The sequence below is a fragment of the Grimontia marina genome, assembly GCF_900060185.1.
Taxonomy (GTDB): Bacteria; Pseudomonadota; Gammaproteobacteria; order Enterobacterales; family Vibrionaceae; genus Enterovibrio; species Enterovibrio marinus.
The window spans coordinates 1-22,582 of the sequence record NZ_FIZY01000070.1; the positions used below are offsets into that span (position 1 = coordinate 1).

Genomic DNA, 22,582 nt, shown 5'->3' on the forward strand with positions numbered 1-22,582 from the left:
AAAGAAAGACTCAGACCTATTCATTGCCATGCTGGAGAAGCTAAAGTGGCACTACCGCCGAGCCAAAAGTGTCACCTTGATACTGGATAACTACATCATCCACAAAAGTAAAAAAACGAAGGCTTGGCTCAAGAAGAACCCAAAGTTCAGGCTGCTGTTCCAGCCCGTTTATTGCCCTTGGGTCAACGTCATAGAACGATTGTGGAATGCTCTCCATGAGACAATTACTCGGAATCACAGGTGTAAACATATGTGGCAATTGCTCAGGAAGGTGAAGCACTTTATGGATAACGTATCGCCGTACCCGGGAGGTTGCCACGGCACGGCGAAAATGTAGCACTATTCGGATCAGTTATTTAGAATCAGAGAGGTCGTTCATATCCAGGATCAAAGTGTGCAGGTCTCTGTCGTCTATCTGACATTGATAAACCAATAACTGTCGCTCGAAGGAGGCAACAGCGTCGTCAAAACCTTTGGAAAAGTAGATGAGTGTACGGTGCGGTTCAATCAATCCATAAGCCGGGTAGGCGAGCGTGATTGTACTGAACATCAGTCCTATTACGATCGTCCAGACATAGGTTAGGTGCTTCATCATACACGCTCTTCCTGCAAGAACATGTTTACCACTACGTAAGCTTAGTTCGTCCGGATTGATCTCTCCTTCTTACTCACAAAAACTATCGAACGATGCCCCATAAAAGTGCATTGATAAGACACTTACTAAGAAGTAACTAATATAGTGCGATGCTTGACTACATGTGCACCAATGTTACGCATTACCGTTTTACGCTCTGTACCTATAGCGTCGGGCACTCTGTAAAAACCTCCTTTAAAATCATTTGATTGCAATATATTTGCGAGTAATATCTCTTTTATGGCAAGACTCTTGCTCAAGGGTATACCAGATACTCATAAGGAGCTTTTGCAATGAAAGGGAAGAAGTTTGCATTAAATTGGGTAAGTGCTGCGGTTATCGCTGGTGCTGGCATCTCATTTCAGGTTGTCGCTGAAGAAGACACGGTCAAAGTGGGTGTCTTGCACTCGCTGTCTGGGACGATGGCGATCAGTGAAACCACGTTGAAAGACACCGTGTTGATGATGGTGGACGAGCAAAACAAGAAAGGCGGCTTGCTCGGCAAGAAGCTGGAAGCTGTTGTGGTTGATCCAGCTTCAAACTGGCCGCTGTTTGCAGAAAAAGCACGTGAACTGATTGAGAAAGAAGAAGTAGACGTGGTGTTTGGTTGTTGGACATCCGTTTCTCGTAAATCTGTCTTACCTGTATTCGAAGAGCTTAACAGCCTGCTGTTCTATCCTGTTCAGTACGAAGGTGAAGAGTCCTCGAAAAACGTGTTCTACACCGGCGCAGCGCCTAATCAGCAGGCCATTCCTGCCGTTGACTACCTGAAAGAAGACCTTGGTGTTCAACGCTGGGTATTGGCAGGTACCGACTATGTTTACCCACGTACCACCAACAAAATCCTCGAAGCTTATTTGATTGATAGTGGTGTTAAGCCAGAAGACATCAAGATCAATTACACCCCATTCGGTCACTCTGACTGGCAGTCAATCGTTGCTGACATCAAGAAATTTGGCGCAGCCGGTAAGAAAACCGCCGTGGTTTCTACCATCAACGGTGACGCCAATGTGCCTTTTTACAAAGAGCTTGCTGCTCAGGGCGTAGAAGCGGAAGACATTCCTGTCGTTGCGTTCTCAGTCGGTGAAGAAGAGTTGTCTGGTATGGACACCTCTTCGCTGGTCGGTCACCTCGCTGCATGGAACTACTTCATGAGCGTGGAAACTGACACCAACGACGAATTCGTTGAGAAATGGCATGCCTACATCAAAGACGACAAGCGTGTGACGAATGACCCAATGGAAGCTACTTACCTGGGTTTCAACATGTGGGCGAAAGCGGTTGAGAAAGCAGGCACCACAGATTCTGAAGCCGTTCAGGAATCCATCATCGGTGTGACTGTACCCAACCTGACTGGCGGTTATGCGACCATGATGCCTAACCACCACATCACCAAGCCTGTGTTGATTGGTGAAATTCAGGATGACGGCCAGTTCGTGACAGTGTGGGAAACCCCAGACGTTGTGGCGGGTGATGCATGGTCTGATTACCTCACTGGATCAAAAGATCTGTTTGCAAGCTGGCTGAAGCCAATGTCTTGCGGCAGCTTCAATGTCACCACGGGCCAGTGCTCAGGTGTTGCTGAGTAAATTTTAACCTCATCAATCAGGGTAGGGAGTCCACAGAGACTCCCGCTCGGAAGGTTACTTCCAGTTTACCTGCCTTTGCGGTGCCGTCTCCTTGCACATATGAACCGCATTGGCAGGACTTTTTCGAAGGATCGATTCATGCAACGTTTGACAGCAACAATGAATCGCCTGCTGTGGTTGTGCCGTTTACTTGTTCTTATGAGTAGCGTGCTGATAACAGCACAGGCGAATGCCGACATTTCGGAGATGTCGCAAGCCGCAAGCGCACTTGCGGGTAATTCGTTTGATGACAAAGAAGTCGCGATTGCTTATATCGCGTCAACAGAGTCATCCGAACAAGCAACTATTTCTAATATTCAACTTCTCGAAGGCTTGCTTAATAAGCAGGTGTTTTACGACAAGAAAGCCAAATCCATTTGGTATCTTGTCGAGCCACCATTGGCGAAAGGCAGCGAGCTGACCAATATCCTCTCTGGCGACACTGTGACGGTAGAAAAGAAACGCCAATACCGTGCGGTGACCATCAATAACAGTATCCGCAGTCAGATAAAGACAGCCATGGCGACAGCTGCACTGTCCAGCGCTGAAGCAGAAACCCGACAAATCGCGGCTAGGCGCATGATTGGAGAGCTTGATGCCTCCTTACTGCCCACCATCAATTCGATACGCGACGCTGAGAGTGACACTGTCACTAAAAAGTATCTCTCCACGGCAATTTCTGTGTACGCAGTGACAGAAGGCAGCGAACCCGAGCAGACCATGGACGCCATAACTTTCCTGTCTGGCGTTGGTTTGCCCGAAGCCTTTGATGCGCTGCAGGCAGCAAGAGCGAAAGTGCAGAGTGATGATGTTGGAACCATCACGGCGCTGGACAAAGCGATTGCTGAGTATGAACAAAGTCAGCGTGTAGTAAATGCCGCCCAAACCCTGTATTTCGGCTTGAGCCTGGGTTCGGTACTGGTGCTCGCGGGGATCGGCCTTGCCATCACGTTTGGTGTCATGGGCGTCATTAACATGGCGCATGGTGAGCTGATCATGATCGGTGCGTATACGACCTATGTGCTGCAACAACTTTTTCCTGCGCAAACCGGCATGGCTCTGCTGCTTTCTATTCCATGTGCCTTTGTGGTTTCCGGATTGGTGGGCATGGCGATTGAACGTTCGGTGATTCGACATCTTTACGGCCGACCCTTGGAAACCCTGCTGGCGACCTTCGGTATCAGCCTTATTCTGCAACAAGCCGTTCGTAGCATCTTCTCGCCGCTTAACCGCTCTGTCAGTACGCCTGATTTTATGAGCGGCATGATTGAAGTCACCCCAATGTTAGAGCTGACGGCCAGCCGTATGTACATCATGGTGTTCTGCCTAATGGTCTTCTTTGCACTCCTGTTTATTTTGAAGCGCACGCCTTTGGGCTTGCAGGTTCGGGCCGTGTCGCAAAACCGTGCAATGGCCCGCGCGATGGGTGTGCGCTCAGAATGGGTCGATATGGCGACGTTTGGTTTGGGATCAGGCATTGCCGGTGTTGCTGGCGTGGCACTTTCCCAGCTTACCAACGTGGGGCCGAACATGGGTCAGGCTTACATCATCGATTCTTTCATGGTGGTGGTCTTTGGCGGTGTTGGAAACCTATGGGGAACCTTGGCTGCGGGCCTGAGTCTCGGCGTGTTCAACAAAGTCTTGGAGCCTTGGGCGGGTGCCGTATTGGCGAAGATTCTCGTTCTGGTGTTCATCATCCTATTTATTCAGAAACGTCCAAAAGGTTTGTTCCCGCAACGTGGACGCATGGCGGAGGACAACTAAATGGTCACTAAACCTCTTTTCGACCGCTCAACGGTCATGATGATTGCCGTGCTGTTGGGCATCGGCTTTCTGGTGCCGATCCTAAATTTGATGGTGCCGGCAGGTAGCGTTTTTCATCTGGAAACATATACCGTTTCTTTGCTCGGCAAATATCTCTGCTTCGCCATTCTCGCGCTGTCAGTGGATTTGGTTTGGGGCTATCTTGGTATTTTGAGTCTGGGCCACGGCGCCTTTTTCGCTCTCGGCGGTTATGCCATGGGCATGTACCTGATGCGCCAGATTGGTGATCGTGGCGTTTACGGTAACCCAGAACTGCCTGACTTTATGGTGTTCCTAAACTGGCAGGAATTACCCTGGTTCTGGTTTGGCTTCGACCAATTCTGGTTTGCCTGTTTGATGGCGGTCGCCGTGCCTGGTTTGTTGGCCTTTGTGTTCGGCTGGCTGGCATTCCGTTCGCGTGTATCGGGGGTTTATCTCTCCATCATGACGCAAGCGATGACGTTTGCTTTGATGCTGGCTTTCTTCCGCAATGAAATGGGATTTGGCGGCAACAATGGTCTGACGGATTTCAAAGATATTCTCGGTTTTAGTCTCCAAAGCGACGCCACCCGGATCGGGTTATTTACTGCCACCGTGATCGCGCTAATTCTGGCTTATTTGCTGTGCCGTGCTGTGGTTGTGAGCCGATTAGGTGCACTGACGATCGCGGTTCGTGATGCGGAATCCCGAGCCCGATTTGTTGGGTATCGTGTTGAGAATAGCAAGCTCTGGTTGTTTGTCCTCTCTGCCGCCATCGCTGGTGTTGCAGGTACTCTTTATGTACCTCAGGTAGGCATTATCAACCCGGGTGAATTTGCGCCTTTAATCTCTATTGAAATTGTGGTCTGGGTAGCTCTGGGTGGTCGTGCAACCCTTTACGGTGGTGTCATTGGTGCCGTGTTGGTGAACTACGCGAAAAGCTGGTTCACCGTTGAATTTCCTGAAGTCTGGCTGTTTGCGTTGGGTGCGTTGTTTGTACTCGCCACCTTGTATCTGCCAAAAGGCGTAAGTGGACTGTTTCGTAAGGAGGCAAACGCATGATGTCGAGAACGCTGGTGGCAGAAGGCATGAACCACCAAAAAGAACAAATGCCTGAAATCAATCCTACGGCGGAGCTGCTGAATGAAATCACCCGACGTGATCAGGTATTCAGCTTCCTGAAACCTCAATACAACCCAAAAGTCGACGTGAAAAACGGCATGTTGCTTTACGTCGAAGGCGTGTCGGTATCTTTTGATGGTTTCAAAGCGATTAACGATTTGAACCTGTACATCAAAGAAGGCGAGCTTCGCTGCATTATCGGGCCAAATGGTGCGGGTAAAACCACCATGATGGACATCATCACGGGTAAGACGAGACCGGATGTGGGCGACGTCTGGCTTGGTCAGCAATTGAACCTGCTCAAGATGGATGAAGCGGAAATTGCCAATGCGGGCATTGGCCGAAAATTCCAGAAACCTACCGTATTTGAAGCGCTGTCAGTTTGGGAAAATCTTGAGCTTGCCATGGCGGGTGAGAAATCCACCTGGCATCTGTTCCGTGCCGTTTTATCCGGTGAGCAGAAATGCGACATAGAAAGAGTACTCGAACTAATAGGCTTAGACACACAGTCCAGAATGTTGGCGGGCAAGCTTTCCCATGGACAGAAACAGTGGCTTGAAATCGGCATGCTGCTGATGCAGAAACCTAAGTTGTTGTTGGTGGACGAGCCTGTGGCGGGCATGACGCATCAGGAGATGGATCGTACTGCTGAGCTACTGCTTTCGCTGGCGGGCGAGCATTCGATCATGGTGGTTGAACACGATATGGATTTTGTTCGCAGTATTGCGTCGACAGTGACCGTGCTTCACCAAGGGCATGTGCTGGCAGAAGGATCGATGAAGTCGATTCAGGATGACCAGCGTGTACGTGAAGTGTATTTGGGTCAATAGGAGAGAGTTTAATGCTGACGGTAAATGGATTAAATCAGCGTTACGGAGAGAGTCAGACACTCTGGGATCTTTCAATTGAAGCGCCAAAAGGACAATGCACCGTGGTGATGGGACGCAATGGCGTCGGAAAAACCACCTTGCTGCAAAGCATCATGGGATTATTGAAAGTCGATACCGGCCAAATCCTGATGGAAGGTAATGACCTTGCCCCGCGCCGCGCCGAAGACAGACCGAGGGCGGGTGTGGGCTATGTGCCGCAGGGTCGTCAGATCTTCCCTCGACTAACCGTTGAGGAAAACCTGGAAATCGGCCTGCCCATCCGCCCTAAGAACGACAGGAAAATCCCTGATTACATCTATGAGTTGTTTCCTGTCCTGGCGGAAATGAAGCGTCGCTTTGGCGGGGATTTATCAGGTGGTCAGCAACAGCAATTGGCGATTGCCCGCGCTTTGGTGATCGACCCCAAGCTATTGCTTTTGGATGAGCCGACAGAAGGGATTCAGCCAAACATCGTGCAGGAAATTGGCGACATCATCTGCAAACTCAATCAAGAGATGGGTCTCACTGTCATTCTTGTTGAGCAGAAGCTGCCTTTCGCACGAAAAGTCGGGGACAGATTCTGCTTGCTTGATCGCGGAAGAAGCGTTGCCAGCGGCGAAATGGACGAGCTTTCAGATGATCTGATTCGACAGTATCTGACGGTGTAGGAGTGATTGCATGGCACAAACGCTCTCTGATGTTTATGAAAGCAATGTCCTGAACACCCAGTCTCATGGCCGATGGGAAGCGGAGCTTCGCCTTGGCTATCAGCACAACGGTACCCGAACGGTACTGCGTGATTGCCTTCACCGTGGCCCTTTGGCGGTACAGCGAGCTTTGTATCCTGAAGGCGGCGTTTGCCACAGCCATTTGTTGCATCCGCCGGGTGGTGTAGTGGGTGGCGATAGCCTGAATGTGTTTGTCGACGCCAAAGACGGCGCAGAAGCGCTGATTACCACTCCTGGCGCAACCCGTTTTTATCGTTCAGACGGTCGCGTCGCGACATTAAACCAATCGCTGAAAGTGGGTGAAGACAGCCGTCTTGAGTGGTTGCCGTTGGAAAACATTGCGTTTCCGAATGCCCATCTTGTCACCCGTACTGATATTCAAATTTTCTCTCGTGCGCGCTTTGCAGGCTGGGAAATTTGGACTTTGGGACAGCCTGTTTCCAACCAAGCCTTCGATAAAGGCGTGATTGATGGAATGACCACGATTTCCATCGACGACAAGCTCGTTCTCTGCGAGCGCCTACGCGTCAATCCAGCCACGCTACAACACTCTGCTGCGGCACTTCGTGGCTATCCCGTTGTCGGTTCGATGTTCGTGTATGGCGATGCAGAGATTTTGTCTGAGTTGCTTAAAAGCTGGTGGGCTGAGAAGGACAAACCCAAAGCGCTTGAGCTCGGCATTACCTATATCGATGGTTTATTGGCTGTGCGGGCATTGGCATCAAACACAGAAACCCTGTTCCACATTCTGACGGAATGCTGGCTAAGAATTCGAAAACACTGGACCGGCACAACCCCTGATGTGCCGAGGATCTGGCGTACCTGATGTATAGCGGTGTTCTGGCGTAACTGATTTATAGCGGTGTATTGACCGCGAAAACTGCAAGGAGTCAACACATGGAGTTAACCCCGAGAGAAAAGGACAAGCTGCTGCTGTTTACCGCTGCTTTACTTGCCGAACGACGTAAAGAGCGCGGCTTGAAGTTGAACTATCCCGAATCTGTCGCCTTGATAAGTGCCGCGATTATGGAAGGTGCGCGAGACGGTCGAACCGTGGCGGAGTTGATGGATTACGGTCGCACTATCCTGACCGTCAATGACGTGATGGAAGGGGTGCCAGAGATGATCCACGACGTGCAGGTAGAAGCGACTTTCCCTGATGGCACTAAGCTCGTTACTGTTCATGATCCGATTGTGTAGGAGGCCAGAATGAAACTAAAAACAGGTTCCTTCACGCCGGGTGAAATTCGCGCAGCAGACGGGGACATCGAGCTCAATGCAGGTCGCCCAACTGTTACCGTTGATGTAGCAAACACAGGTGACAGGCCAGTTCAGGTCGGCTCTCACTATCACTTTTTCGAAGTGAATGACGCGCTGATTTTTGATCGCAACATGACAAAAGGATTTCGTCTCAACATTCCTTCAGGTACGGCGGTGCGTTTCGAACCAGGTCAAAGCCGATCGGTAGAGCTTGTGGCTTACGCGGGCTCCCGCGAGGTGTATGGCTTTCAAGGACGCTGTATGGGTCCGATAGATGGCGCTTCAAACAGCGATAAGGATGATTGAGATGAGTAAGAAAATATCCCGAAGCGCCTATGCCGAAATGTTCGGCCCAACCACAGGCGACTGTGTGCGCTTGGCGGACACCGACCTCTGGCTGGAAGTGGAAAAAGACTTCACGGTTTACGGCGACGAAGTGAAATTCGGCGGTGGTAAAACCATTCGCGATGGAATGGGACAAAGCCAGCGCCCGAGTAGCGAAACACCGGACATGGTGATCACCAATGTTGTCGTGCTCGATTACTGGGGCATAGTAAAAGCGGATGTGGCGGTAAAAGGCGGTCGCATTGCCGGTATTGGTAAAGCCGGTAACCCGGACATTCAGGACAATGTCGATATCATCATTGGCCCGGGTACTGAAGTGGTGGCGGGTGAAGGTCAAATCCTGACAGCGGGCGGCATTGATTCTCACATCCACTTTATCTGCCCGCAGCAAATCGAAGAAGCCTTGACCTCTGGTGTGACGACCATGATCGGTGGTGGTACTGGCCCTGCGACAGGCACCAATGCGACAACCTGTACACCAGGGCCTTGGAACATTCACCGCATGCTCGAATCGCTGGATGCGTTCCCGATGAACTTTGGTTTGTTGGGTAAAGGTAACGCGAGCTTGCCGGATGCGCTGGACGAGCAAATTGCAGCGGGTGCCTGTGGCTTGAAACTGCACGAAGACTGGGGCTCAACGCCAGCAGCGATTGATTGCTGCTTAAGCGTGGCGGAAGTGACCGATACTCAGGTTGCGATTCATACCGATACGCTCAACGAGTGTGGCTTTGTGGAATCGACGCTGAATGCCATTGGCGACCGCGTTATTCATACCTATCACACCGAAGGGGCGGGTGGTGGTCATGCGCCAGACATCATCAAAGCGGCGGGCCTTGCTAACGTGTTGCCGTCTTCAACTAACCCAACCCGTCCTTACACGGTCAACACGGTGGACGAACACCTCGACATGCTGATGGTGTGTCACCACCTTTCACCTTCAATCGCCGAAGACATCGCGTTCGCGGAATCCCGTATTCGCCGCGAAACCATTGCGGCAGAAGACATGCTCCACGACATGGGTGCGTTTTCGATGATTTCGTCGGACTCGCAAGCCATGGGACGAGTCGGTGAAGTCATCCTTCGTACCTGGCAAACCGCGCACAAGATGAAAGTGCAGTTTGGTTCGCTGGAAGGCGACAGCAGCTATAGCGATAACGCGCGCATCAAACGCTATGTGGCGAAATACACCATTAACCCGGCGATTACCCACGGCGTCGCCCATGAAGTGGGTTCAATCGAAAAGGGTAAGTTGGCGGACTTAGTACTTTGGAAGCCAGCTTTCTTTGGCGTGAAACCGTCACTGGTGATCAAAGGCGGCTTAATTGCTACCGCGCCTATGGGCGATCCAAATGGCTCCATTCCCACGCCTCAGCCTGTGCATTACCGCCCGATGTTTGGTTCATTTGGTGCTGGCCCGGCGCACAGCTCGCTGTTGTTTATGTCTCAGATGTCAATTGATAACGGTGTACCGGAAATGCTGGAGCTGAAGAGTGGCGCAGTGGCCGTGAAGAACTGCAGAAACATCCGTAAAAAAGACATGAAGCTTAACGATTGGCAACCAACAATCGAAGTGGATCCTCAAACTTATGAGGTGCGTGCTGATGGCCAATTACTGGTTTGCCAGCCGGCAGATGTGTTGCCAATGGCGCAACGTTTCTTCCTGTTCTGAGGTGAAAAATGATCGAATTTACAGAAATCATCAAAAAATCGGACGTTAGGGGCAGTGATATCGCTGAGATGGCGACTATTCACCTTGGTATTGATTCAAGAATAAAAAGCCGTATCCGTGTCACGTTGGATAACGGCAGTGAGGCTGGGCTATTTCTTCCACGAGGGCAAACGCTTCGCGGTGGCGATGTGTTGGTGTCGACCTGCGGCCACCACGTGCGCGTTATCGCTGCGGAGGAAAAAGTATCAACAGTACACGCCGAAGATGGCCTTATGTTGGCTCGGCTCGCTTATCACTTGGGTAACCGCCATGTGCCATTGCAAGTCGGTGATTGGTGGGTGCGTTATCAGCACGACCACGTTTTAGACGAAATGGTGGGATTACTCGGAGGCCGTGTAGTAGTCGAAATGGCCCCCTTTGAGCCAGAAGCAGGTGCTTATGGCGGCCATTCATCCGGTCATCACCATCATCATTGATTTTAGATTTAATACATTCAGTCAAGGAGACAGGACTATGAAAAAATCACTTATCGCTGCGCTGGCATTACCGTTTCCCGCGTTTGCACACATCACTGGCGAACCGCATGCTGAGACGCCGCATCATATTTTGGCCACCGCGCAGGCACACCCGTTTGAAACTGTATTAATGCTGGTAGCTGCGGCGGGAATTGGCTACATGATTCATCGCATGTTCAACGGCCGTTAGTCATGCAATCCGATTATCGTCTGTTTCAACTTATCAGTCCTTCTTTGCCAGTGGGGGCGTTTAGCTACTCACAAGGTTTGGAGTGGGCGATAGAAACAGGCTGGGTCGACAGTGAATCTGCATTGAAGGACTGGTTGGTGAGCTTGGCGACAGACAGTTTGCAACAGCTCGAACTGCCCGTGCTTCGCCGCGTTTTCGCTGCACTGAAGTCAGATGACGTTGTGACGGCAAATCATTGGTGCGATTGGCTGTATGCCAGCCGCGAAACGTTGGAACTAAGAACGGAAGAGCTCCAGCGTGGACGCACCATGCTGAAACTGTTACAGCAACTTGAGCTGGTTGAAGCCGAAACCCAGTTAGATGTGTTGCTGGCGAAAAGTCAGGTCGCAGGCTTCGCGTATGCCGGAATGAAATGGGGCATAGAAGAAGAGGCCCTTTGCCATGGTTATGCATGGAGCTGGCTTGAAAACTGTGTCGTCGCTGGTGTGAAAATGGTGCCGTTAGGACAAACTGCGGGACAGCGTGTGTTGATGGATGTGTCAGATGCTTTGCAGGAAGTCGTCGAAGCGTCGCGTTTTATGGCTGACGAACAAGTTGGCTCTTTTGCACCAGCGCAGGCCATCGCGTCGAGCTGCCATGAAACGCAATACACGCGGCTATTCCGCTCATAAGGAGAATGAAGATGGATTATAAACAACCGCTAAGAGTCGGTGTGGGTGGCCCGGTTGGGTCAGGAAAAACGGCGCTTTTAGAAGTGCTATGTAAAGCCATGCGCGACACCTATTCGGTGGCTGTTGTCACCAATGATATCTATACCCGTGAAGATCAGCGTATTCTGACCGAGGCCGAGGCGCTGCCTGCAGAACGCATTGTTGGAGTGGAAACAGGCGGTTGTCCGCACACTGCGATTCGTGAAGATGCGTCAATGAACCTTGAAGCTGTCGAGGGGTTGGCGAAGCTTCATAAAGATTTGGATTTAGTGTTTATCGAAAGCGGCGGCGATAACCTGAGTGCCACGTTTAGCCCTGAACTCGCTGATCTGACAATCTACGTGATTGATGTGGCGGAAGGCGAGAAGATCCCACGCAAAGGTGGACCGGGAATTACGCGTTCTGACTTACTGGTGATCAACAAAATCGACTTGGCACCCTACGTCGGCGCGAACCTCGATGTGATGGATTCGGACACCAAAAGAATGCGTCCGGTGAAACCTTATGTCTTTTCCAACCTGAAGGAAGGTGTGGGGCTGGCAGAAGTGATTCATTTCCTTGAGACAGAAGGAATGCTAAAAAAAGCGGGTTGATAAACCCGCTTCTCGATTGGTTATATCTGGGCTCTTTACTTTCCGAACCCATAGTGTCGGCAATAGCAAAAACTGACCCAGCTCACCAGAAGTGTCGCGACGGTCAGTTCGACCAGACCCAGTCGTTCAAGCCATGTCCAGTGAGGGAAGTCTTTTCCCAACCAGAGAATCAATCGCTCCATGGCGACGGCACTGATAACCGAAGGAAAGGTCAGCGCCGCAAGCGTGGGCTGGAAGGGCTCTTTGAGTAGGTCGATATAACAGAGATAGACGAACAGGGTCATCATGATACCCACTCCGGCCAAGGCGCCAGCTAAAACCGGGTCAGGGGTTGGCATATTGACCAAATACGCAGTAAGCGCGAGGTTCACTGGCGCTGCCATGATCGCCAATACTGGACGTGAATTCCTCGGTAAACTATCCAAAAAGACAAGCCGATAAAGCACAAATGGCAACATGCAGAAATACGCACCGATACAAATGTGGGCAAGCAGGGCAGATTCGTTATCAAACCCCAGTTTTGGACCTGCCAATGTGCTGCTGATCAACCCGACTGGATATAAAAACCAGCTTGGGTAGATGTTGCACTTCTCGAAGTTTCTCAAATGGTGCAAGAAGAAATAACACATCATGAAGATGTGCATCGTCATCGCCGGATACCAGATAACCGCTGCCACGCTGACATTCACTTCCGCCAGAAAGTCTGCCATCAATAATAGCGACATGGTCATGGGCGCCATCAAGCTCCCGTAAAGCGGGTCTCGGAGGTCTTGGAAGAAACGCTTTGGCTCAAAGATATATTTGAGCCAAACAGGACCAATCAACAAAATGCCGACTGTCGAGAGAATGGGTCGGGTGAGATGCCCAGTTATTGGGTGGTAGAGAGACCATGCGACACCCAGCCCAAAAAATGCCATCGCTAGGGATGCCTGGGCGGTAGGTATAAATCGAAATGGGGAGTGGAAAGCTGTCAATCTAACATCCATGAGCTTATTGCAGAGTGGGTATTATACGCCTGCTGATTGATGCTCGTGAGTGCGTTTGCGAAATTTCTATATTAATTTCAGACAATAGGGGAAAATAATTTCTGGGAATTTTGCTCAGGCCTTGTCTGGTGAGGGTTTAAAGCATAATTCCTGCCGGAAAATCACCCCAAAAGACTGATATTGTCGAAAGCGGAAACCTGATCACAATCACAGAAATGCATTCTAGCCCCTTCGTCAAGCTTACCTATAATCAAATTGCACCCAAAAATTTAGACGAATGAGGATGAGCTTTGAGCTTTTGTTCGCTGGGCAAAAGAGCGCTGGCGACGAATTTGGGTTGCATAACAATTTGGACTGTTACACCAGTGTAGAAATACACCAAAACTGAAAAAGTCCTTACACACCAAATAGCCCATGAGATGCAAATGCACGAGGCTCGGTAGCTCAACGTAGTGAGCAATGTGAGGCAAGCTATATCTACGGCAACACCACAGTATTCGATTTTCAACCTTTAGAGTTAAGCAAAAAGCCACCGTTTAGGTGGCTTTTTTTCGTTTGGGCAAAGCTTAGAAAGAGATATGTCGCCTGCCATTCGGCGCTCGCTTTTCGGTTTGCGGCTTGGATCTTTCTTTTGCTGTTTTATCTGGTTTTGCTACGGATGTTTTACCCGTTGGCTTCTGAAGCTGTTTTGCCGAGGGCTTTTGATCCAGCTTTTGTTTTTTCGGCTTTGGCTTAGTCAGTGTTGGTGGCGTATCGCAAATTAATACGTAATACTCTTCATTGAAAGCAATCACATCACCATCATAAATTTTGCAGCGCTTACGTGTTTCTACTTCACCGTTAACAATGACATAGCCATCTGTAATGGCCATTTTTGCTTCACCACCACCGCTAACGGCATTCGCAATTTTGAGTATTTTGTACAACTCAATCGGCTGTGATGAAACTTCTACACCCAGTGCTTCTACTTCAATTTCTTCGTGCGACATGTTCGCTACTCATTTTTTTGTGATTTGTAAGGTCAAAAGACCAAGAGGGAGTTTAGCGTAATATTAGATATCTGTGCACTCTGAAACGCACGAATGACGTGGCTTGGAGAGCATTGACGATACAATGCTCAGGTGTACTGTTGTGGTGCAGAGCTGTGACTGGTAAAGCATGTGTGCGTTCGGAATCTCTTGAAACTTGAAACTGTATGTAATAAAAATACTGTCGTTGTGATGAGTTATGAAATTTTTCTGAATTTCCGCTGTCATATCATACAACTTCATCCTGCATCTAAGAATAAATCATTCATTCTTAAGAATTGTGCTCCTTGAGGTAAACAAATAAGGGGAGTCAGCCAATAAATTGGCAACTGCGGACGAAGTGTATTTTAAACACTCAGGAATGTAATGCATGCTCACCTTCATTCAACAAGGTCAGCCCATTTTAACCTGAATAAAAAAAGAGGTGTTCTCTATGAGTAATAAAGCAAGACGCCTGTGGTTTTACCATCAAAGTAAAACGCAAAAGACGCGTCCATCAAAACTGCGTTAATCGCAAAGATACCAGAAACGCCATCCGGCGTTTCTGGTTCCAAAGCCATTCCAAGCTTCCCAACTTCCCATTCAAATCCTCGCTTTATTGAAAATTACACAGCAAAAGTGGGGCAACTGTCAGAAATTTCTATTTAAAATCAGTATCTCGACCCGTCGCTGGCTACACTTTAATCATGCCTATTGGTGAATAAATATAACAATCAAGTCAGGATGCAACACAACTACTAATACGGATGTCGGGAGAGAGAAAATGAATGTATTGTCTTGGGATAATATCTCCAAGTTAGCAGGACAAACCGTTCAACTGATAGATGGTGCAGAAAACGAATATGATGTGTTGGTTGAAGCAGTGAATGAAGGAGAGGGAAACGGCACTACTAAAAATGACCGCCTTGTTGAACACTACACTATTGTTCTCGTAGGTCCGGAAGACGCTGAGTTTCCACAAGGTAATTACCTTATCTCCCATCACTCAATGGGACAACAGATTCTCTATATGATGCAAGCAGGCAATAATCGCTATAGCATCACTATTAACACTGAGGCGTAAGTTCTACGCCTCTTTAGCTCACTTTCTCACCAAGCAAATTCTAATATCTCGCATTGAATTCCCGTCTTGATAGATTCGTTGCTATGATATTGCCTTTCTGTGTAGTCTCGGTCAGAGGTTGTATGCATCGCATTCTTCTCGCTTTTTTCTTTGTCATCTTCGTGTTTTCTTCATCTGTCTCAGCGCGTGAAGAAGTTCTGGTGTTTGCAGCATCATCGATGACAACAGCGCTAAGTGAAATCGTGGAAGTGTATCAAAGAAAGACCGGGAATAAAGTAACTGTGTCTTACGCCTCTTCCTCTGCTCTGGCTCGTCAACTCGCATACGGTGCACCCGCCGACATTTACATTTCGGCCAACGAAAAGTGGATGGATTACTCGGTAGAACAGGGTGTGATAGAAGAGAATACTGTGATGCCTTGGTTGGAAAACCAACTGGTATTTATTTCAGGGAAAGATGTTCGAACCCTGCCGGCTTTGGATGATAAAACCTTAATTGAAGTGATTGGTAAAAGTAGGCTGGCTATATCCGATCCCGGACATGTCCCTGCCGGCATTTATGCCAAAGAATCACTGGAAACGATGGGTCTGTGGGGCAGTGTAAAGAACAAATTGGCATTGTCTAATAGTGTAAGAGCGACGATGGCTCTGGTGGAGCGGGGCGAAGCTCCGCTCGGAATTGTTTATTTTTCCGATGCCAAAGCATCATCACGCGTAAAGGTGACTGCTAAGATCCCTGATAGCGCGCATTCGCCGATTGTATTTCCTAAGGCTCTAACCAAAGGAGCAAGCAAAAATGCTGAACAATTTTTCCGCTTTATGGATTCAGATGTCGCAACAAAGATTGTCGCCAGCAACGGGTTTGTGGTGATGCAAATGAAAAAAGAGCAATAAAAACTGATGTTACTCACACCTGTTGAATGGGAAGCGCTGGCACTCAGCCTGAAAATATCCTTTGTGGCCGTTGCTGCAAGCTTGCCTCTTGGTGTCGCGACCGCCTGGTTGCTGGCGAGAAAGGAGTTTGCCGGGAAGTCGTTGCTGGATGGATTTATCCATCTTCCTTTGGTGCTTCCTCCCGTCGTCATTGGTTACCTCTTGCTTGTGTTAATGGGACGTCGTGGTGTAGTCGGAAGTTGGCTCTATGAGACTTTTGGTGTGTCATTTTCCTTTAGTTGGAAGGGGGCGGCATTGGCTTCTGCCGTCGTGGCGTTTCCGTTGCTGGTTCGCGCGGTAAGACTTTCTATCGAACTTGTCGATCAAAAGCTCGAACAGGCGGCGCGCACATTAGGTGCTTCTCCGTGGCGTGTATTTTTTACGATCACCTTGCCTTTAATAGCGCCAGGTATTTTGTCTGGACTTGTTTTATCCTTCGCCCGTAGTTTAGGTGAGTTTGGTGCGACGATCACTTTCGTTTCGAATATTCCGGGAGAAACTCAGACAATCCCGTTGGCAATGTTTGCCTTCCTGGAAACGCCGGGCGCTGAAGAGAGCGTGGCACGGCTATGTGCTATCTCCATTGTTATTGCTTTGCTGTCTTTATTCTCTTCTGAGTGGCTTAGCCGTCGAATGAAAAGGAAGATGGGGACGTAATGATTACACTGAAGCTTAACATTGACCTTTCCCCTTTTCAGCTCAGTGTGGATGAAACCATTCCTTCGTCAGGCATTACTGCGGTTTTTGGGCGTTCTGGCGCGGGGAAAACCTCACTTATCAATGCGGTGAGTGGTTTGGTGAAGCCTGATGCAGGGAGAATTGCCTTGGGCGAAAAGGTACTGTTCGACAGTATTGAAAATATCAACCTTGCTCCTGAACATCGCCGGATTGGCTATGTTTTTCAGGAAGCGCGGCTTTTCCCACACATGTCAGTTGAAAAGAACCTTAAATACGGACAGCGCAGAAAGGATAAAGCTCAGTTCGACGAAATAACTCAATTGCTTGGCATAGAACACCTTCTTGGGCGATATCCTTCTGCGCTTTCAGGCGGAGAGAAGCAGCGTGTAGCCATCGGTCGAGCCTTGCTCTCAGACCCACAGTTGTTAATCATGGATGAGCCTACGGCTTCTCTTGATGGTCCGCGTCGGCAAGAATTGATTCAGTATTTACTCCGTCTTACCACATCTTTGAGTGTGCCAGTGCTTTATGTCAGCCACAGCTTGGATGAAATCCTACAGATCGCCGACAACATGCTGATTCTAAATGAAGGGAAGACCGTGGCGAATGGCCCACTTCATGATGTTTGGGGATCGGCACCGATGCGCCCTTGGCTGTCTGCGAAGGAGCAAAGCGCCCTGGTGACGGCAAAGTTAGTTGGTTATCACCCAATTTATGGTATGGCGCAACTGGATCTGGAGGGAGAAACTGTCTGGGTGACTAGAGTGGAGAATGCGGAAGGCTCCCTGCTTCGCCTTCGTATTTTTGCCAACGATATTTCTATTGTGAAATCCCGTCCTTCCGACACTAGCATTCGAAATATTCTGCCAGCGGTTGTTGAGGAAGTTTGTCGTTCAGAATTCGGAGACAATGAACCGGATTATTGTCAGGTTGTGTTACGGGTTGGTAACCAGAGATTGCTGGCAAATATAACCCGATGGGCCGTTGATGACCTTGGGCTATCGTTTGGTGATGTGGTATTCGCTCAGCTAAAGGGCGTCAGCATCACCAAGGGAGATTTAGCCCAGGAGCACAAGAATTTTTATTAATTTCTATGACGTTTCTGTCGCAAATTAAAGTAGAATCTCCGGGCGTTTGCCTTACATCGCAGGTATTCAAGGTCCGCAATATAGCGATGCGTGACCAAAGAGATGTTCGCGTGCAACGCTTCAGGGCGGCCTCTTGCTTGATGAGTCGCAAAATTCCCCTTTAGATATAGGCAATAGCATAATTTTTACGAGCAGATTAGATATTCTGGTTGAGTAGATGGCTCGTGATGAGTAGTAGGAGAGATAAATGTTTGCATGGCTAACTTGCTTGTTTAAGAAAGAAAAACTCAAGTCGACAGATTGGGTAAAGAAGCTCATGCAAGCGAATCGCTCTGGTAGCTATGGAAAATACCGCGAGTATTATGACAAGCACGTTAACCGTATTCACCAGTCATATCACAAGGATTTTCAGCGATTCGAACGATTCGCAGTTCAGAACTATAAAAAGAATGACCAGCGTGCGTTTATCGCAATTAAGACAGCGATGTATGCACATAAGCTGAACCAAATAAAAGTGGCTGCCTGTTTAACAGCGTCCGTGATCAATTACAACAAGATGCTTGTGGAAGGAAACAAAGTTCAAATTCACCCAAGGTTGTTGCGAGCAGCAACCTTGCTCCACAAACAGATTGTCGAAGCTCACACCAGCTCAAAGAAAAAAACCAAAGAAAAAGCCTGATTATTCAGGCTTTTTTATGTCCGAAATTTGACTCTTTCGTCGTTAATTCTGACCTATAACTTCCCAAATGACTGACAACGTTGATCATCTAAACTTTTGGTGTCTTGACTATGTTTAGAGTTGATAAGATTCTTCGTGAACTTGAATGGCACTAAGTCTTTTAGAAACAAAGGTATATGATCTATATTGACGAATTTTAATAAGACCGATTGTGATAAAAATTATTAGACCTCAAATAAAAGTGATGGATATCACATTATGACTTTGCTAAGGTGCCGCCCCTCACACACAATGTGAGAGTACAATGACTTTTACTTCTCTTTTTAAAGCTGAAAAGCTGGTATCTACCCTAACCATTAGCTTTTTTTCTTTGTTCCTTTTAGCGGCTATGATCGATATGTCGCTTTTCTCCCAGACTATCAATCAGATGTTTGGATTCGCAGCAGAAGAGTTCGGCGCATTCTGGCAATGGTTAATGGTGGCAAATCTTGCATTGGCTCTTGTCATTGCTATTTCTCCTTACGGAAAACTAAAACTTGGCCATCAAAGCAAACCGGATATCAGTGCGTTTCGCTGGGTATCGATGATCATGTGCACATTGCTCGCAGGTGGAGGCGTGTTTTGGTCGGCCGCTGAACCTGTGTATCACTTCCTTTCGCCTTCTCCTTCCTATTCTGGCGTTGGACAGCATACAGAAGCTGCAGTGACCGCAGCGTTGAGTCAAAGTTTTCTCCACTGGGGGTTCTTGGCTTGGTCGGTTTTAGGGACACTGGCGACAATTGTTTTGATGTATGCGCATTACGAAAAAGGGCTCAAGCTAAGACCTCGTGCGCTACTATATCCCGTGTTTGGAGAGCGGTTTGAAAACCATTGGTTTGGCGCGGTTGTTGATGCATGTTCAATTATTGGTGTAGCAGCGGGCACGATTGGGCCCATCGGCTTTTTAGCAAGCCAGTTAGGTTTCAGTATTGAGGTTTTGTTTGGTATCGATAGTACCCTTAGCTCGCAGGTACTTATCCTATTGGGAGTGGTAGTAATTTACTCACTTTCCGCATTTACGGGAATGGACAAAGGACTTCAGTGGCTTTCGAAAATTAATGTAATTGGCGCGTTAGCATTACTTTTGTTTGTTCTGACATTGGGCCCAACTTCGTTCATCTTTGGTTCATTTGTGACTGCATTTGGTAGTTATATTGAGCATTTTTCGGCGATGAGCTTAGGCACAGAAAAAACAGTTTGGATGACTAACTGGACTTGGTTCTTCTGGGGATGGTTTATTGGTTTTGCGCCAATGATGGCGATTTTTATTGCCAAGATATCCCGAGGTAGAAGTATTCGTGTACTAATCCTGGCCGTAGCAGTCGGGTCACCGCTCGTCACCAACTTCTGGTTCACTGCACTAGGCGGTACAGGTATTTTCTTTGAGCTGACCAATCCGGGCGCAATTTCAGGCCCTATGGCTGGCGCTGGGTTACCTGGTATTTTGATTGCGACGCTTCAGCAACTACCACTACAAATTATTCTGGTGCCAGCTTTCTTGCTTCTCACCACAACATTTGTAGCAACTACAGGTGACTCCATGGCATATGCCATTGCTGTTGTGACATCAGAAGACGCTACACCTTCTAAATACCAGAGACTGTTTTGGGCGGCAATGCTGGGTGTGGTGGCGGCAGTATTACTGACTGCAGGGAACGGTGGTTTGGCAGCACTTGAGTCTTTTATCGTTGTCACTGCGGTACCTGTCTCGCTGTTGATAGCAACGACGTTGATTTCAGCACCAGTAGCATTGAAAGGCATGTCTGCGGCTAAAGCGATACAGTAGAAGCGGTAGTCTGATAACTTCAACTGGCGCCATCACCACAACGAAGCCATATGATTCAGATAATGAATATAGTTGTCTAAGTCTTCCTGAGTATCGATATCTATATTGCACTGATCAATGGCAACCACGTTCACCATGTGCTTGCCATTGTTCAATAGGTGTTTGGCACCTTCATCACCTTTCAAGGTTTTTAACTCTTCAAACATAGTTTTTGAGGCGATCGCGGGGACACCTACGGTGTCATGATACTGGCAACAAACCGCGTCGTTGATGTGCTCTTTAAAGACTTTCCAAAGCAGTTCGATGTTATCAGTGCTGATAGCAGGCTGGTCGGCGAGCATAAACAAAATGGCGCTATAGTCACTCTCTAACTTCTCAGTCACGGAGGAAATGACGCTACCAATACCTTCTTTCCATTTACCAATATAGAGGGTTTTGGCTGGCCAATGGTTTTCTTTACACGCGGCTTCGAGCTCTTTGTGCCAAAAGCCTGTTGCAATGAATATGTCTTGAGTGACAGTAACCGCAGCGTTGATGGGAAAGCTGATGATTGGAGAGCCGTTGATTTCGGCCAGCGCTTTGCATTCTTGAAAACGGGAAGCGCGACCTGCAGCGAGTATCACTGCGGCAAGTTTTATCATTCTTATACTATTCCACTGAAAGATTTGGCGTTTGAGTTATGAAGCGCCGCCATACATTCTGACAGAATAGAAAGTCCAATCCCTTCAGGCAATGCTGCGCCCAACTGCAACCCTGCTGGCCCTGCAAGTTTACACGGTAATTGTGATTCCTGTAACTCTGCGGTTTGCAGCACGTCTTCTTTTCTATGTGTTGGGCCCAGCAGGGCCAGATAACGTAAACGCGTATCCGTGAGCGATTTCAACACGGAGGCGTCGAGAGAAATACTGTGCGTCATCACTACGGCAGCATCGACATTCTTTTCGTTGCAGAAATGCCCCAACGTGCAGGCTTCATCGCGCAGGATGTGGTGGGCGGATTGAAAATAATCGCGCCTTGCATTTGAAGGTCGGGGGTCCCAAAGCGAGACGCGCCAACCTAATTGATGAGCAAGGGAGACTATCGGCCTAGCATCAAACCCTCCACCACAAACGAGAAGGTGAGTTGGGGGCTGAATGAAGGTTTTCAGCCAGCGCTGATCACCCTCTTCAAGTCGTTCACCAATGGTGTTTTTGTCAGCCTCTAGCTGGTGAGTCTTCTCTGAGGGGATATAGTTCGCTTCTATATTCAGCGCCGTTCGTGACGATACGCTGATAGTAGAAGCCGGATTTTCTTTGCTCCAACTGAGCGCAAATAACATCGAGGCTTAAGTAGCCGTTACCTGCATGGATTGGCTGCAGCATGATATGAACGGTGCCGCCACAGCCAATACCTAGTTGGAAAGACAAATCGTCTTCATCCTGGCTGTCATAAGTTAACGTGCAGGCTTCACCTGTCATCATCACCTTTTTTGCATGGCGTTGGATGTCTGATTCCAGACATCCTCCGCTAAGCATACCGAGTTGTTGACCCAAGCTACTGAAAAGCATCATTGCACCAGCTTTTCGGTAACAAGGTCCTTCCGTTTCATAAACAGTACCGAGTACCCACTCGGCATTGTCTCTCTCCGGATACCACTCGTTTAGCAAATAATGTAGGTGGTTTGCCATTATCCTTCCTTGATGACGTTATGACTAAGACAGCTTCATTGGCAGATCGTGTAATCGCTGGCCTGTTGCTGCAAATACGGCGTTTGCGACAGCGGGTGCGATAGGAGGTGTGCCAGGTTCGCCGACACCGGTCGGTGCTTCGGCAGACGGCACAATGTGTACCTCGACCTCCGGCATCTGCATTTCTCTCAGTACCAGATAGTCATGGAAATTTGACTGCACTGTGGCGCCATCCTGCAGTGTTATTTCGCTGACAAGTGCAGGTGACAAGCCAAAGCCAATACCGCCTTGCATCTGGGTTTTGATGATGTCTGGGTTGATGGCAACGCCGCAATCAACGGCACAAACAACTTTATCTACCGTGATTTGGCCATTTTCGACGGTGACTTCGACAACCTGAGCAACAAAGGTGCGGAATGATTCATGAACGGCAACACCGCGCCCTTTACCTTTTGGTAGTGGTTTGTCGGGTGGACGACACTTGTTGCCAAGTGCCGTCTCCCTAAGAACCGTACGTGCAACTTTCACTGCATACGGCTCAAGCCTCCACAAAGGCATCGTTTGATACCCAGCAACTTATAACGCAGCCAG

27 protein-coding genes and 1 pseudogene are annotated in these 22,582 nt (G+C 48.7%); 20 read left to right on the plus strand and 8 right to left on the minus strand.

Going from position 1 to position 22,582, the window contains the following annotated elements:
- Window positions 1-337: IS630 family transposase (locus tag GMA8713_RS22620; protein WP_157515497.1), on the plus strand; the 337-nt coding region annotated here is incomplete at its 5' end.
- A 15-nt stretch (window positions 338-352) separates the two neighbouring features.
- Here the strand turns inward: GMA8713_RS22620 and GMA8713_RS22625 are convergent.
- Window positions 353-595 carry a hypothetical protein gene (locus GMA8713_RS22625; RefSeq protein WP_198159569.1) on the minus strand — a complete coding sequence of 81 codons (243 nt, stop codon included), beginning with the start codon at window positions 593-595 and terminating at the stop codon, window positions 353-355.
- Window positions 596-927: 332 nt separating this feature from the next.
- Between GMA8713_RS22625 and urtA the strand changes: the two genes are divergently transcribed.
- From urtA to ureG, 13 genes are all read left to right on the plus strand, one after another.
- Window positions 928-2,223 (plus strand): urea ABC transporter substrate-binding protein, encoded by a 1,296-nt coding sequence (gene urtA / locus GMA8713_RS22630; protein WP_062714509.1) that lies wholly within the window; start codon window positions 928-930, stop codon window positions 2,221-2,223.
- A 138-nt stretch (window positions 2,224-2,361) separates the two neighbouring features.
- A complete protein-coding gene (gene urtB / locus GMA8713_RS22635; protein WP_062714512.1) occupies window positions 2,362-4,026 on the plus strand; it encodes an urea ABC transporter permease subunit UrtB in 1,665 nt (554 codons plus the stop codon).
- A complete protein-coding gene (urtC, locus tag GMA8713_RS22640) occupies window positions 4,027-5,106 on the plus strand; it encodes an urea ABC transporter permease subunit UrtC (protein ID WP_198159570.1) in 1,080 nt (359 codons plus the stop codon).
- Between the two features lie 47 nt (window positions 5,107-5,153).
- Window positions 5,154-5,996: an urea ABC transporter ATP-binding protein UrtD gene (gene urtD, locus GMA8713_RS22645; protein ID WP_198159572.1), complete on the plus strand. Its 843-nt coding sequence runs from the start codon at window positions 5,154-5,156 to the stop codon at window positions 5,994-5,996.
- Between the two features lie 11 nt (window positions 5,997-6,007).
- Window positions 6,008-6,703, plus strand: a complete 696-nt coding sequence (gene urtE, locus GMA8713_RS22650; RefSeq protein WP_002536057.1) for an urea ABC transporter ATP-binding subunit UrtE — start codon at window positions 6,008-6,010, stop codon at window positions 6,701-6,703.
- Between the two features lie 10 nt (window positions 6,704-6,713).
- Window positions 6,714-7,589: an urease accessory protein UreD gene (locus GMA8713_RS22655; RefSeq protein WP_062714516.1), complete on the plus strand. Its 876-nt coding sequence runs from the start codon at window positions 6,714-6,716 to the stop codon at window positions 7,587-7,589.
- A gap of 71 nt (window positions 7,590-7,660) precedes the next feature.
- On the plus strand, window positions 7,661-7,963 hold the full coding sequence (ureA, locus tag GMA8713_RS22660; RefSeq protein WP_002536054.1) for an urease subunit gamma: 303 nt from the start codon (window positions 7,661-7,663) through the stop codon (window positions 7,961-7,963).
- Between the two features lie 9 nt (window positions 7,964-7,972).
- Window positions 7,973-8,329, plus strand: coding sequence for an urease subunit beta (locus GMA8713_RS22665; RefSeq protein ID WP_062714517.1), 357 nt, complete (start codon window positions 7,973-7,975; stop codon window positions 8,327-8,329).
- Between the two features lies 1 nt (window position 8,330).
- The gene (gene ureC / locus GMA8713_RS22670) at window positions 8,331-10,037 is read left to right on the plus strand and encodes an urease subunit alpha (protein ID WP_062714519.1); all 1,707 of its coding nucleotides are present in this window, start codon (window positions 8,331-8,333) and stop codon (window positions 10,035-10,037) included.
- Between the two features lie 8 nt (window positions 10,038-10,045).
- Window positions 10,046-10,513: an urease accessory protein UreE gene (ureE, locus tag GMA8713_RS22675; protein ID WP_062714521.1), complete on the plus strand. Its 468-nt coding sequence runs from the start codon at window positions 10,046-10,048 to the stop codon at window positions 10,511-10,513.
- 37 nt (window positions 10,514-10,550) lie between these two features.
- Window positions 10,551-10,742 (plus strand): hypothetical protein, encoded by a 192-nt coding sequence (locus GMA8713_RS22680; RefSeq protein ID WP_062714523.1) that lies wholly within the window; start codon window positions 10,551-10,553, stop codon window positions 10,740-10,742.
- Between the two features lie 2 nt (window positions 10,743-10,744).
- On the plus strand, window positions 10,745-11,413 hold the full coding sequence (locus GMA8713_RS22685; RefSeq protein WP_062714525.1) for an urease accessory protein UreF: 669 nt from the start codon (window positions 10,745-10,747) through the stop codon (window positions 11,411-11,413).
- An 11-nt stretch (window positions 11,414-11,424) separates the two neighbouring features.
- Window positions 11,425-12,045, plus strand: a complete 621-nt coding sequence (gene ureG / locus GMA8713_RS22690) for an urease accessory protein UreG (RefSeq protein WP_046305351.1) — start codon at window positions 11,425-11,427, stop codon at window positions 12,043-12,045.
- A gap of 35 nt (window positions 12,046-12,080) precedes the next feature.
- Here ureG and GMA8713_RS22695 read toward each other — a convergent pair whose 3' ends face one another.
- The 3 genes from GMA8713_RS22695 to GMA8713_RS28465 form a co-directional block, all read right to left on the minus strand.
- Window positions 12,081-13,031, minus strand: coding sequence for a TDT family transporter (locus GMA8713_RS22695; protein ID WP_062714527.1), 951 nt, complete (start codon window positions 13,029-13,031; stop codon window positions 12,081-12,083).
- A gap of 566 nt (window positions 13,032-13,597) precedes the next feature.
- Window positions 13,598-14,020, minus strand: coding sequence for an RNA-binding S4 domain-containing protein (locus GMA8713_RS22700; RefSeq protein ID WP_062714528.1), 423 nt, complete (start codon window positions 14,018-14,020; stop codon window positions 13,598-13,600).
- 470 nt (window positions 14,021-14,490) lie between these two features.
- Complete coding sequence (locus GMA8713_RS28465) at window positions 14,491-14,619, minus strand: hypothetical protein (RefSeq protein ID WP_269747464.1); 129 nt, start codon at window positions 14,617-14,619, stop codon at window positions 14,491-14,493.
- Window positions 14,620-14,822: 203 nt separating this feature from the next.
- On the opposite strand from GMA8713_RS28465, the gene GMA8713_RS22705 reads away from it, so the two are divergent.
- From GMA8713_RS22705 to GMA8713_RS22730, 6 genes are all read left to right on the plus strand, one after another.
- Complete coding sequence (locus GMA8713_RS22705; RefSeq protein ID WP_062714530.1) at window positions 14,823-15,122, plus strand: DUF6916 family protein; 300 nt, start codon at window positions 14,823-14,825, stop codon at window positions 15,120-15,122.
- Window positions 15,123-15,244: 122 nt separating this feature from the next.
- Window positions 15,245-16,015 carry a molybdate ABC transporter substrate-binding protein gene (gene modA, locus GMA8713_RS22710; protein WP_062714532.1) on the plus strand — a complete coding sequence of 257 codons (771 nt, stop codon included), beginning with the start codon at window positions 15,245-15,247 and terminating at the stop codon, window positions 16,013-16,015.
- A 6-nt stretch (window positions 16,016-16,021) separates the two neighbouring features.
- The gene (gene modB, locus GMA8713_RS22715; protein ID WP_062714533.1) at window positions 16,022-16,711 is read left to right on the plus strand and encodes a molybdate ABC transporter permease subunit; all 690 of its coding nucleotides are present in this window, start codon (window positions 16,022-16,024) and stop codon (window positions 16,709-16,711) included.
- On the plus strand, window positions 16,711-17,820 hold the full coding sequence (modC, locus tag GMA8713_RS22720; RefSeq protein WP_062714536.1) for a molybdenum ABC transporter ATP-binding protein ModC: 1,110 nt from the start codon (window positions 16,711-16,713) through the stop codon (window positions 17,818-17,820). The genes modB and modC overlap by 1 nt, the downstream gene beginning before the upstream one ends.
- A gap of 247 nt (window positions 17,821-18,067) precedes the next feature.
- A complete protein-coding gene (locus GMA8713_RS22725; RefSeq protein ID WP_062714538.1) occupies window positions 18,068-18,499 on the plus strand; it encodes a hypothetical protein in 432 nt (143 codons plus the stop codon).
- Window positions 18,500-18,803: 304 nt separating this feature from the next.
- Complete coding sequence (locus tag GMA8713_RS22730; protein WP_062714540.1) at window positions 18,804-20,324, plus strand: BCCT family transporter; 1,521 nt, start codon at window positions 18,804-18,806, stop codon at window positions 20,322-20,324.
- Window positions 20,325-20,356: 32 nt separating this feature from the next.
- On the opposite strand, the gene GMA8713_RS22735 is transcribed toward GMA8713_RS22730, so the two are convergent.
- The 4 genes and pseudogenes from GMA8713_RS22735 to GMA8713_RS22745 form a co-directional block, all read right to left on the minus strand.
- Window positions 20,357-20,965 carry a nucleotidyltransferase family protein gene (locus tag GMA8713_RS22735; protein WP_062714542.1) on the minus strand — a complete coding sequence of 203 codons (609 nt, stop codon included), beginning with the start codon at window positions 20,963-20,965 and terminating at the stop codon, window positions 20,357-20,359.
- Window positions 20,966-20,967: 2 nt separating this feature from the next.
- Window positions 20,968-21,597, minus strand: coding sequence for an XdhC family protein (locus tag GMA8713_RS28265; RefSeq protein ID WP_232314541.1), 630 nt, complete (start codon window positions 21,595-21,597; stop codon window positions 20,968-20,970).
- Window positions 21,518-21,991, minus strand: coding sequence for an XdhC family protein (locus tag GMA8713_RS28270; protein WP_232314540.1), 474 nt, complete (start codon window positions 21,989-21,991; stop codon window positions 21,518-21,520). The genes GMA8713_RS28265 and GMA8713_RS28270 overlap by 80 nt, the downstream gene beginning before the upstream one ends.
- A 24-nt stretch (window positions 21,992-22,015) precedes the next feature.
- Window positions 22,016-22,456 (minus strand): annotated as a pseudogene (locus GMA8713_RS22745) (molybdopterin cofactor-binding domain-containing protein); the annotation flags it as partial.
- Between the last annotated feature and the right edge of the window lie 126 nt (window positions 22,457-22,582).

Excerpts from the sequence above, each read along its gene's own strand:
- GMA8713_RS22625 (WP_198159569.1), bottom strand. The coding sequence starts at position 595 with ATGATGAAGCACCTAACCTATGTCTGGACGATCGTAATAGGACTGATG.
- urtA (WP_062714509.1), top strand. The coding sequence starts at position 928 with ATGAAAGGGAAGAAGTTTGCATTAAATTGGGTAAGTGCTGCGGTTATC.
- urtB (WP_062714512.1), top strand. The coding sequence starts at position 2,362 with ATGCAACGTTTGACAGCAACAATGAATCGCCTGCTGTGGTTGTGCCGT.
- urtC (WP_198159570.1), top strand. The coding sequence starts at position 4,027 with ATGGTCACTAAACCTCTTTTCGACCGCTCAACGGTCATGATGATTGCC.
- urtD (WP_198159572.1), top strand. The coding sequence starts at position 5,154 with ATGCCTGAAATCAATCCTACGGCGGAGCTGCTGAATGAAATCACCCGA.
- urtE (WP_002536057.1), top strand. The coding sequence starts at position 6,008 with ATGCTGACGGTAAATGGATTAAATCAGCGTTACGGAGAGAGTCAGACA.
- GMA8713_RS22655 (WP_062714516.1), top strand. The coding sequence starts at position 6,714 with ATGGCACAAACGCTCTCTGATGTTTATGAAAGCAATGTCCTGAACACC.
- ureA (WP_002536054.1), top strand. The coding sequence starts at position 7,661 with ATGGAGTTAACCCCGAGAGAAAAGGACAAGCTGCTGCTGTTTACCGCT.
- GMA8713_RS22665 (WP_062714517.1), top strand. The coding sequence starts at position 7,973 with ATGAAACTAAAAACAGGTTCCTTCACGCCGGGTGAAATTCGCGCAGCA.
- ureC (WP_062714519.1), top strand. The coding sequence starts at position 8,331 with ATGAGTAAGAAAATATCCCGAAGCGCCTATGCCGAAATGTTCGGCCCA.
- ureE (WP_062714521.1), top strand. The coding sequence starts at position 10,046 with ATGATCGAATTTACAGAAATCATCAAAAAATCGGACGTTAGGGGCAGT.
- GMA8713_RS22680 (WP_062714523.1), top strand. The coding sequence starts at position 10,551 with ATGAAAAAATCACTTATCGCTGCGCTGGCATTACCGTTTCCCGCGTTT.
- GMA8713_RS22685 (WP_062714525.1), top strand. The coding sequence starts at position 10,745 with ATGCAATCCGATTATCGTCTGTTTCAACTTATCAGTCCTTCTTTGCCA.
- ureG (WP_046305351.1), top strand. The coding sequence starts at position 11,425 with ATGGATTATAAACAACCGCTAAGAGTCGGTGTGGGTGGCCCGGTTGGG.
- GMA8713_RS22695 (WP_062714527.1), bottom strand. The coding sequence starts at position 13,031 with ATGGATGTTAGATTGACAGCTTTCCACTCCCCATTTCGATTTATACCT.
- GMA8713_RS22700 (WP_062714528.1), bottom strand. The coding sequence starts at position 14,020 with ATGTCGCACGAAGAAATTGAAGTAGAAGCACTGGGTGTAGAAGTTTCA.
- GMA8713_RS28465 (WP_269747464.1), bottom strand. The coding sequence starts at position 14,619 with ATGGCTTTGGAACCAGAAACGCCGGATGGCGTTTCTGGTATCTTTGCG.
- GMA8713_RS22705 (WP_062714530.1), top strand. The coding sequence starts at position 14,823 with ATGAATGTATTGTCTTGGGATAATATCTCCAAGTTAGCAGGACAAACC.
- modA (WP_062714532.1), top strand. The coding sequence starts at position 15,245 with ATGCATCGCATTCTTCTCGCTTTTTTCTTTGTCATCTTCGTGTTTTCT.
- modB (WP_062714533.1), top strand. The coding sequence starts at position 16,022 with ATGTTACTCACACCTGTTGAATGGGAAGCGCTGGCACTCAGCCTGAAA.
- modC (WP_062714536.1), top strand. The coding sequence starts at position 16,711 with ATGATTACACTGAAGCTTAACATTGACCTTTCCCCTTTTCAGCTCAGT.
- GMA8713_RS22725 (WP_062714538.1), top strand. The coding sequence starts at position 18,068 with ATGTTTGCATGGCTAACTTGCTTGTTTAAGAAAGAAAAACTCAAGTCG.
- GMA8713_RS22730 (WP_062714540.1), top strand. The coding sequence starts at position 18,804 with ATGACTTTTACTTCTCTTTTTAAAGCTGAAAAGCTGGTATCTACCCTA.
- GMA8713_RS22735 (WP_062714542.1), bottom strand. The coding sequence starts at position 20,965 with ATGATAAAACTTGCCGCAGTGATACTCGCTGCAGGTCGCGCTTCCCGT.
- GMA8713_RS28270 (WP_232314540.1), bottom strand. The coding sequence starts at position 21,991 with ATGGCAAACCACCTACATTATTTGCTAAACGAGTGGTATCCGGAGAGA.